Source organism: Thiolinea disciformis DSM 14473 (assembly GCF_000371925.1).
GTDB lineage: Bacteria > Pseudomonadota > Gammaproteobacteria > Thiotrichales > Thiotrichaceae > Thiolinea > Thiolinea disciformis.
The window spans coordinates 85,162-94,385 of record NZ_AQVE01000015.1; the positions used below are offsets into that span (position 1 = coordinate 85,162).

10 protein-coding genes and 2 pseudogenes are annotated in these 9,224 nt (G+C 42.1%); 6 read left to right on the top strand and 6 right to left on the bottom strand.

Annotated features, from left to right (window positions below):
- Positions 1 to 78: 78 nt before the first annotated feature.
- On the top strand, positions 79 to 912 hold the full coding sequence (locus A3IE_RS0112285) for a dienelactone hydrolase family protein (RefSeq protein WP_020395920.1): 834 nt from the start codon (positions 79 to 81) through the stop codon (positions 910 to 912).
- Positions 913 to 969: 57 nt separating this feature from the next.
- Here A3IE_RS0112285 and A3IE_RS0112290 read toward each other — a convergent pair whose 3' ends face one another.
- From A3IE_RS0112290 to A3IE_RS0112310, 5 genes are all read right to left on the bottom strand, one after another.
- Positions 970 to 2,016, bottom strand: a complete 1,047-nt coding sequence (locus A3IE_RS0112290) for a DUF475 domain-containing protein (protein WP_020395921.1) — start codon at positions 2,014 to 2,016, stop codon at positions 970 to 972.
- 96 nt (positions 2,017 to 2,112) lie between these two features.
- Positions 2,113 to 3,057: a D-2-hydroxyacid dehydrogenase gene (locus A3IE_RS0112295; protein ID WP_020395922.1), complete on the bottom strand. Its 945-nt coding sequence runs from the start codon at positions 3,055 to 3,057 to the stop codon at positions 2,113 to 2,115.
- Between the two features lie 31 nt (positions 3,058 to 3,088).
- On the bottom strand, positions 3,089 to 3,655 hold the full coding sequence (locus A3IE_RS0112300) for an ankyrin repeat domain-containing protein (RefSeq protein WP_020395923.1): 567 nt from the start codon (positions 3,653 to 3,655) through the stop codon (positions 3,089 to 3,091).
- 214 nt (positions 3,656 to 3,869) lie between these two features.
- Positions 3,870 to 4,385, bottom strand: a complete 516-nt coding sequence (locus A3IE_RS0112305; protein WP_020395924.1) for an SH2 domain-containing protein — start codon at positions 4,383 to 4,385, stop codon at positions 3,870 to 3,872.
- Between the two features lie 112 nt (positions 4,386 to 4,497).
- Entirely contained in the window at positions 4,498 to 5,070 is a 573-nt protein-coding gene (locus tag A3IE_RS0112310; protein ID WP_020395925.1) for a cysteine peptidase family C39 domain-containing protein, read from the bottom strand.
- Between the two features lie 149 nt (positions 5,071 to 5,219).
- Here A3IE_RS0112310 and A3IE_RS0112315 point away from each other — a divergent pair, with 149 nt between their 5' ends.
- The 4 genes and pseudogenes from A3IE_RS0112315 to A3IE_RS22515 all read left to right on the top strand — a co-directional run.
- The gene (locus A3IE_RS0112315; protein ID WP_020395926.1) at positions 5,220 to 5,585 is read left to right on the top strand and encodes a hypothetical protein; all 366 of its coding nucleotides are present in this window, start codon (positions 5,220 to 5,222) and stop codon (positions 5,583 to 5,585) included.
- Positions 5,586 to 5,751: 166 nt separating this feature from the next.
- Positions 5,752 to 6,624 (top strand): tetratricopeptide repeat protein, encoded by an 873-nt coding sequence (locus A3IE_RS0112320; protein WP_020395927.1) that lies wholly within the window; start codon positions 5,752 to 5,754, stop codon positions 6,622 to 6,624.
- Positions 6,625 to 7,158: 534 nt separating this feature from the next.
- A pseudogene (locus A3IE_RS23415) lies at positions 7,159 to 7,269 on the top strand (hypothetical protein); the annotation flags it as partial.
- A 5-nt stretch (positions 7,270 to 7,274) separates the two neighbouring features.
- Positions 7,275 to 7,429 (top strand): annotated as a pseudogene (locus tag A3IE_RS22515) (IS1 family transposase); the annotation flags it as partial.
- Positions 7,430 to 7,675: 246 nt separating this feature from the next.
- On the opposite strand, the gene A3IE_RS0112325 reads toward A3IE_RS22515, so the two are convergent.
- The gene (locus A3IE_RS0112325) at positions 7,676 to 8,911 is read right to left on the bottom strand and encodes a right-handed parallel beta-helix repeat-containing protein (protein ID WP_020395928.1); all 1,236 of its coding nucleotides are present in this window, start codon (positions 8,909 to 8,911) and stop codon (positions 7,676 to 7,678) included.
- A 113-nt stretch (positions 8,912 to 9,024) separates the two neighbouring features.
- Between A3IE_RS0112325 and A3IE_RS0112330 the strand changes: the two genes are divergently transcribed.
- A partial coding sequence (locus A3IE_RS0112330) for an IS1/IS1595 family N-terminal zinc-binding domain-containing protein (protein ID WP_020395929.1) occupies positions 9,025 to 9,224 on the top strand: 200 nt, incomplete at its 3' end.

Consider the following 9,224-nt stretch of genomic DNA (forward strand, 5'->3'; position numbering starts at 1 on the left):
ACTTCACAGAAGCTAGTGGCTTGCGCTATGGTTAGAAGATCAATCCATCCCATCTACCATTATTCAGGAGGAAGCCTTATGTGTGATTTACAGGGTTGTGGACCACAGAATCAATTACCACCCATTCCGCTCAGCTCACAGCAACGTCGCTTATTTTTGCAAGGTTTGGCCTGCTTACCTTTAGCCACTGTTTTATCTTATCCCGAGCTTGCCAAGGCTGCCGCAGCAACCACACAAGAAGCCTCGTTTAAGCTAGAAATGGGTGATGAAGTCAAAGCCTCGGTGGCGTTACCCGCCTCACCCGAAAAAGCACCAGCAGTGTTATTGATTCATGAGTGGTGGGGGTTGAATGATCAAATTAAAGCGGTGGCGGCTGAGTTGGCCAATATGGGTTATTTAGCGATTGCCGTGGATTTATATGCTGGCAAAGTGGCGGCTAATGCTGATGAAGCTAAGGAGTTGATGGGGAAAATTGATCCTGAAATGGCTACGGAAACCATGAAGGGCTGGGTGGAGTGGGCGAGAAAGCATGAACGCAGTTCTGGCAAAGTCGCGACGCTAGGCTGGTGTTTTGGTGGAGGATGGTCACTGAATACCTCAGTGGCAACTCCGGTGGATGCGACGGTGATCTATTATGGTCGTGTGGAAAAGCCCGTAGACGAGCTGAAGCAATTAGCCGGACCAGTGATGGGGCATTTTGGCAAATTAGATAAAAGTATTAATGAAGAAATGGTAAAAGGCTTCGAGAAAAACATGGAGGCTGCAGGCAAGACCGAAGCGCTAACGGTGTATTGGTATGACGCGGATCATGCGTTTGCTAATCCAAGCGGAGCGCGTTATGACGAGGCGAATGCTAAGCTTGCGTGGGAACGTACCAGTGATTTCTTAAAGATGAATTTGCAATCTGCTTAAACAACTCAGTACCGCTTCAAGTTTTAATCAAGCTTGAAGCGGTATGAGATGAAGTTGTTAGGCTAACGGTTGGCCGCTATTTTGACGCGAATAGCGTTTAGATGAAATCACCGATAATACAATGAAAGTCACACCAATTAAGCCCGTGATCACTTCAGGAATGTGGTAGTAAATACTTAATAACATAATAACTGCCAGTGCACCGATGCCATAATGTGCGCCATGCTCTAAGTAGATGTAATGATCTAAAGTCCCTTGGCGTACCAGATGAACGGTCATCGAGCGCACGAACATTGCGCCTACCGCCAAGCCCAGCATAATAATGACGACATCATTGGTAATCGCAAATGCACCGATAACCCCGTCGAAGGAGAAAGACGCATCCAGCACTTCTAAATATAAGAAGCCAGCTAAGCCCGAACGCTTTGCTGTTTCAACGGCCGCATCGCCTGCTGCTTCATCTTCAAAAAAGATATCTAAACTACTGACCATAATATGTAGCAGTACACCTGCCAAACCGGCTTCTAATACTGTTAAGCGTGTGGCATCATCGATGGGCAGTGTGTATTGCAGGATCATTAAAATAAACAGAGCCAATAAAATGCTCATCACATCCAGTTTACCCAGCTTAGCTAACTGCCGTTCAATAGGTTTCAACCAGTGTACCTCTTTGCTGGTGTCAATCATGAAATCCAGAAAGACTAATAATAAAAACATCCCACCAAAGGCTGCGATTCCAGCATGGCTTGCCATCAGGTGTTTAGAATATTCATCGGGATTATTCAGTGCTAAAGTAGTAACTTCGCCCACACTCAGTCCGGTGGCAATGGCAACGATGGCAATGGGGAATACTAAACGCATGCCGAATACTGCAATTAAGATACCGACCGTTAAAAATAATTTCTGCCATTTTTCATCCATATCCTTCAGGATGGAGGCGTTTACCACCGCATTATCGAAGGATAGGCTTACTTCCATAATGCTGAGTACGACGACTAAAAATACAGCGGTTAGGACACCCATTGGGTGAGTAACCCCCCACCATGCGGCTAAACCGACACAAATAATAGTAACCAGAATAGAATATTTAAAATTTTGGAACATATGCCACGCCAGAGGGTCTAAAAAGATGCGGCATTATCTACATCTACCAAGGTATGGACAAGAATCCATGTTGAAATGTTTATTTTATTTTTAACGCTAATAGCCGCGTTCAAAATCCACCTCATACAATAAAGGCTCATTGTTACGAAAACGCTCATAATTTTTTGCAAAAATGCTCACTATTTGCGGTGGGAAAGAATGTGCTGCTACATGCGGTGTCAGGTAGACATTAGGCAATTGCCATAATGCGCTATCCACGGATAGGGGTTCGCGTTCAAACACATCTAGGACGGCGGCGCGTAGTTTGTGTTGTTGAAGCGCGTCAATCAAAGCCGCTTCATGCACACTAGCTCCACGTCCTACGTTAATGAGTACCGCTTCCGGTTTTAAATACTTTATAGTTTCCGCATTAATAAAATGCTTGGTATGTGGCGTATCGGGTAGCACTAGCACTAAATAATCTAATGGCTCTAAAAATGTCTGTACTTGATCCGGTGTATAAACGGGAATGTCAGTTTCAAGCCTAGCATTACTTCGCTTTAAGCCACTAACCTGCATACCAAAATGCTGAGCGGTTTCGGCAAGGTGTAAGCCAATGGAACCCAAACCTGCAATCCCTAGCGTTAAACCTTGTAAGCCACGGTAAGTTAAACGCTCCGGCTGCCATTGCTGAGCGCTTTGATAGGCTCGCGCCGCACAGAATTGCCGCTCCAAAGATAAAATGCTACCGAACACATACTCACTCATGAAAGGGCCAAACACTTCACGCACATTAGTCAAACAATAGTCACGCCGTAAGTTGGCTGGCATTAAGCGCTCCACACCGGCATAAGTCGCTTGTACCCATTTTAATTGAGGCATTTGAGCGAGAACGGCTGCTGTTAAGGCAGGTTGCCCCAGTACGATATCGCAGTGTGCTAAAAACGGTTGAGCCACAGCGATGTTGTCAGCGTAGTACAAGCGTAAATCCGTTAAGGCGTAACGCGCCAGCGCCGCTTGATATTCCAGCAGATCTGGCGTTAAAACTAAGGCATGATGCATAAATTACCTTATTGTTAAAATCGTTAAGCCCTTAGTGGTTAGGTGACTTGGGGCTAGGGCTGCTTAACAAGCTCGAGATGCGGCTAATAACAGCACTTTGATCTTGTAGTAAGTCTTGTGCAGTATCACCATCATGATTGGTTAGCTCACGATTTGCACCCAATTTAAGGAGTAATTCTACCATATCAGGGTAGAGCGCGCGTACCGCCATGTGTAATAAGCGGTCACCATTGTCACTGGCCACTAAATCAGGATTTTTGCTTTTATCTAATAAAAAAGCGAGTACATAAACTTGATTATTAGCGACTGCAGCCACAATACAAGCATCCTGTAATTCAGCGCCTTTTTCTAGCAGGGTTCTGACTGCTTTTAATTTACCTAACATGCTGGCGGCACATAAGACCGGTTGGCCTGTTCCGGTAATTTGATTCACATCCGCGCCTGCTTTTATAGCTTGGCTAATGGCGTCCGGATCATCGCTGAGTACGGTACGTATGAAAGCTTCGGCAGTCTCTAGCTCATCGCTATTTCTTGCTCTGGAAGAAGTATTTAGGGTGAGTAATAGGGTAAATAATATAAAGGTGATAAGGTGTTTCATGTTAGCCATCCTTGCTATTAATGCTTGTAATTGTTAGAGATTTTTTCTCTAAGCATTAAGCAGTGGTATGTATCTTGCAAGATAATAGCTGGCTTAACGAGACTAATCCAAAGATAAAAGGCCACTGAGAAAACTAATAGCGACCAACATCCGTGTTAGTCGCGTACTAGCCCACCTGGAGGACGCAATCTTTCAGGCAGTAGGAGAAAATGTTTTAGTAGCGGGGTTGTTGATAATAACCATTGCCATAATTTGCATGACGGTAGTCGTCGTCGGTACGTGCTTGGTAAATGTCACGCTCTAGCTCTTGTAATAAGCGTAATAAACGATCATGTTCCGCCGCACTTAGGCAATTATCGCCTAACATACTGGTTTTTTCGCGTAAAATAAAATTCTGTTTGTCATTTAAGCGCTCTGATTCACGGCGCGTTAATTGTCCTGATTGACGCCCTGCCAATAGATTGTTCGCATGTTTGCCCAGCATATCATCGACTTGGCGCGGTGAAACACAATAAGCTTGTGGTGGGTGATGACGAGGACGATTCGGGGGGTAGGGGGTGACAATAACCACTGGAGGCGCTACAGAGCTTTGTGGCGGTGTCACATAGGTTGGAAATTCATTCACATTTTCGGGTGAGACATAGGTCACTCCATTACCATGCGCAAAGCTAGCTGGGGCAGTAAATAGGCCAGCACTCAATAAGCCAACAACAAAAGCCGATTTTAACATGATTGTTCTCCTTTCAATCGGGGCAAAGTACAACTAACACTATGCAGTCAGACACTGTTTATGGGAGACAGTTCCTTGCCTAGTATTGAACTGAGAACCCTGTTCAACCGAGTTAGGGAGTAAAGGCAGTTTTTAGCAGTTTAGGCTCTTGGCGCAAATGCGCGGCAGGGAAGACCGATTCACTACGGATGGCTAAGATGGTGTCGTCGGTCATCATAGCGCGAATCGCACTAATCGGAATGCGCTTATTGCCTTGTAAAGGATCAGCCAATAAAGCTTTGCCGCGTGAATAATCAGAAATGAATACGTAATGCGGCACGCCAACAACCTTAATGCGTGTAATGACACTTTGATTTTTGCTCAAGATCCGATACACGCTGGTAGCGGGCACTAGCTCATTAGGCAAGCCTTGTTGGCTTAAATGTTGGGCAATATCCTCATATAACCACCAACCACTTTTGCGAGTAACCGCTTTGGCATAGGCCACGCCTGATTGTCCGCCTGCCCATTTGACTGCCATGGCAGCGGTTGCGGGGCCACAGTTTTCTAAATTACTGCCTTGCCCTTCATACCAAGGGTAAGCGGTTTCGGCACGATATTGACCCGTACAACCCAGCATCAAGCTCGTTATCACTAAACTGGGAATACATTTGACCCAGCGTTGAAAGGCGTTTGAACGCATCATTTTTTATAATTATATGGGCTTATGACGCTGCCATTGTAACGTAGTGGCTTAACTTAAACCTGAATTGATAGAGAAAATCGACTGGCGGTAGGAAGCAGAAAAGGGCTTATGCTATGCTTGCGCACAATTTTTAAGATAAGGGTTCAATCATGACAAGTTTAACTCAAGCACAGAATGAAGCGTTAGTACGTTTATTGATCGCCGCACGTTATCAAGACAAAAAATTATCCAGTCTAGAACAAGTAGAATTTGATAAGCACTTAGAAGCCTTAGCATGGCAAGGCTCACCCGATATTACTACCTTTGCACTGCGTGAGGCATCCAGCATCCGCAAAATGTTGTCAGAACCCAGTAGCTCACAAGAAGCCTTTATTGAGTTACAAGTTGTTGAGTTTTCCAGCCCCAGTGACAAGGAATCCTGTTTAAAAATATTGGCCGAGGTGCTGGCTTCTGATCAACTAGCAGACAGTGAAAATGCCTTTTTAAAACAAGTTGAAGCCGCTTTAAAAAAATAAAATCTTGACTCAACAAAGTCTAAGATGGCTTAGACTTTGTTAGTTGGTAGGCGTCTATTCCCACTCTCTCATAAGCGTGGTACTGAAGAGTGAGGATTAAAACTTGCAATTTTTATAAGCCACCTTATGTTATTGGCATTCATATTATTTTTAGGAATTGTGTTTCATGGCTGACTCCCCTTATGTGTTTGAAGCAACGGCTCAAACCTTTTCACAAATCTTAGCACAACATCCTCAAACACCGGTTTTTATCGACTTTTGGGCGGATTGGTGTCAACCCTGCAAAACGCTTGCGCCACTATTAGAAAAGCTTGCTAATGAATACCAAGGCAGCTTTATTGTGGTGAAAATTGATACCGAAAATCCACAAAATAAGGCTCTTATCAGCCAATTAGGGATTCGTAGCTTGCCCACGGTCAAGATCGTATTAGGCGGCAAAATTATTGATGAGTTTTCGGGCGCTTTACCTGAGCCTGAGCTAAGGAAAATTATTAATAAGCACCGTGTACGTCTCACGGAGCCGTATCGCCAACAAGCTTTAGCAATGGAAGCTTCAGGTGATTGGGAGGGCGCGATTGATCTGATGATGCAAGTAGTGGAGCGTGAACCTGACTTTTATGAGGCCATGGTAGAATTATCGGGGATGTTATTGCAAGTGGGTCGTTTGGATGAAGCCGAAACATTCGCCAAACAAGTGCCAGCGGGTGCAATTCTGAGTGAAGTCATGCAAGCCTTACAAGCTGAGCTAAAATTAGCGCGCTTGCGTTTAGAAGCGGGTGGCGATGATACCAGTGGCTTAGAGCAACGCTTGACTGCTAATGCCAATGATTTAGAGGCACTGTTGCAGTTAGCCAAAATCAGAGTTGCACAAGGTGAAATCGAACAAGGTTTGGCGATGTATTTACAGGTTATGCAAAAAGATCGTAGTTTTGGTGAGGATGCAGGGCGTAAAGGTCTGATCAGTACGTTTGAAATGCTCGGCGCCAATGATCCTTTGGTTAAAAAATACCGAAACAAAATGTTTTCATTATTGTATTAAACCCTCGCTATCATTTAAGCCATCAAGAGGCTACGTTTTTAGTTAGCCTTTTGATCGGGACGATCTCTACCCCAGTTGTATCAGTTTGATCGTGACCAATCACAGTAACTTCACCCTTACATCTATTTTTTCCGTAAGGCTAAATCAACATATTTGCCAGCGGTTTGTGCAGTGTTGACTGGAATATGGTTATTCACGCCAGAAACAAAGCCTACTATAGGGATATTGGCAGTGGGATCGTTTGTTAATAAAGTAATCGTGGCTTTATGTCTAAGACAGCCAAATCAATCGCGGCCGGTTTTGTTGATAGGGCAGCGAAGAGCGGTCATGTATTAGAAACTATTAGAAAAGTTTAATTGAAACTTATGCTAAACATGGCTTTTTGTCTTGGTGAAAATCAAATGGCAAGTATTCTGGTGAAATGTCCTAAACACGTCTACCGACATGGTAAAGCTCGTAGGAGCCTTCAACGTTACCGTTGTCGTGTCGTCAGCATTGTTTCCACTGGACTACCGGTATTAAGCCAACAAACCTAGAGTGACCGACAAGATGGTTGATATAGCTATAAACGACTCCGGTGGTCAGGATACAGGGCAAGTATTGGTTATCAGTACTACCACATGCATGGTTCACTTAAAAAACTAGTAATCAAGAAGTTCACCCAAAGCATTGAATGTCAGAACCTCAACTTTTGTACCGGATCAAGCGGCTGCAACGCAAAACTATCTGCTTGTCAAATTTCGTCGAAATGCACGATAAGGTCATCGGCGAATTTATCAACATGCTACTCTTGCAACTTTTCTAAGAAATGACCAAATTTTTTAATAACTTAATTATGCTTTGATTTCAAATAAACCATACATAAAAACTATTATTGATAATAAAAATCAATTGTTTTTCTTTCGTACAGTAAGTGTTCTTCCGCTTTATTTTATACTAAGAGCTGCTCTACAATAAAGTTAAAGAAGCTCATTAGACTACATAATTAAGTGGCTAACGCGGTTAAAAATTTTTTATGATAGAGGGTGGTCTATTAACTTAATCTATAGATTTATGGTAATGAAATAACCAAAGACATAATATTCATTGGTTCAACAGTTTGATGGAAAAACCTATCAACTATAGCCTCACATTTTGTATTATCTATAAACCCTTGTGATAATAAACATTTTCCAGAGGGGTCTTTCTGACAAATATAGAGATGTGTGGAATACAATTTTTGTATCCTGTCTCTATTTATTAAGCACAAATTTGCAGCTCCAGTTATTCTATAGTCGTGACGATACTTGTAATCTCCTAGTTTAGCTTCAAAACTGATTGCCCTTTCAAAAATGGCATTATTATTGTAAAACTTAGTATCTAAAGCTATTTCTTTCTTAGCAACATCATATTCACCGTTAGCTCTATTTTCTAAGCTGTACCGAGAGAAAACATCCTGGATAGTTAATGTTTTTGGATCAGAATTAACCCATGTCCCAAAGGTAGGTAGGATGATGTTGTTTGTAATTTCTGTTTTACTAACATCTGGGGAGAGGCAAGGATTATAATTATTTTTTAATCCATAAAGTACTGTGTCACTACAATTATCATCTGATGGATTATATTGAGAAGTATCCTCATAAGCTATAAAATTATTTAATTTTCTATCTCCACTCCAGTCACATATTGTATTATTTGAATATCTATTATTTAAATTAATAGCAGAAATACTATATTCAGAATCTGAATCGGATATATAGGGTGATGTGGATTTTTTATGCCTCTTATCTTGAACTATGTTAAAAATATTATATTGAATCTTATTATTTGAAGCCGTAAAAAACCGGATTGCGCCTGGTAATTTATCGTTTTTATTATTGTTTTCTCCACAGTTTCTATATATTTCAATCAAGGATTGGCCTTTATTTCCATTTGCTGCTTTTTCAATATAAACTGTAGCCACAGGTCCAATAATATTTTGGCGAATTATGTTATTGCTGGAGGCGTCAATTGCAATGCATCCTCGTTTTGGAATGATATTATCTGTCTGGTCAGAATCATAATTACAGTTTTTGATTATATTGCCTTCAATTAAATTTTGTTGTGACTGCGCATCTAGATATATGGCTAGCCCAGGGCTATTTCCACCAGATGTATTGATTCTATTGTTTAAGATATTTACTTTGGCAGAGAAAGGCTCGATATAGATTGGTATTCCTGTAGTGTTATCTATATTAATATTTTTTATATAGTGAGAGCTATTTTTGTTTATATTTGATGCTAGAGCCTCAATATCATTAAGTGACATTATGCCCTTTCTATAAGCAAGTGTTATTTTTACTGGGTCGTGATTTAAGGGAGTTGAAAACGCTTTGATGGAGCTTTATCGTTAAAGGCATTTGATCTGAGGAAGAGGTGTGTATGGCCACCGTACCAGTCGACTGCCGCTACTGTCAAAGTGCATCGATTTACAAACACGGCTATGCGCGTAGTGGTGAACCGCGTTACCGCTGCCGTGATTGCCAACGTAGTTTTCAACTTTACTATCATAATGTGGGCAACCGCGACGGTATTCCCGAAAAAATTGTTGAGATGGCGATCAATGGTTCAGGGGTTAGAGA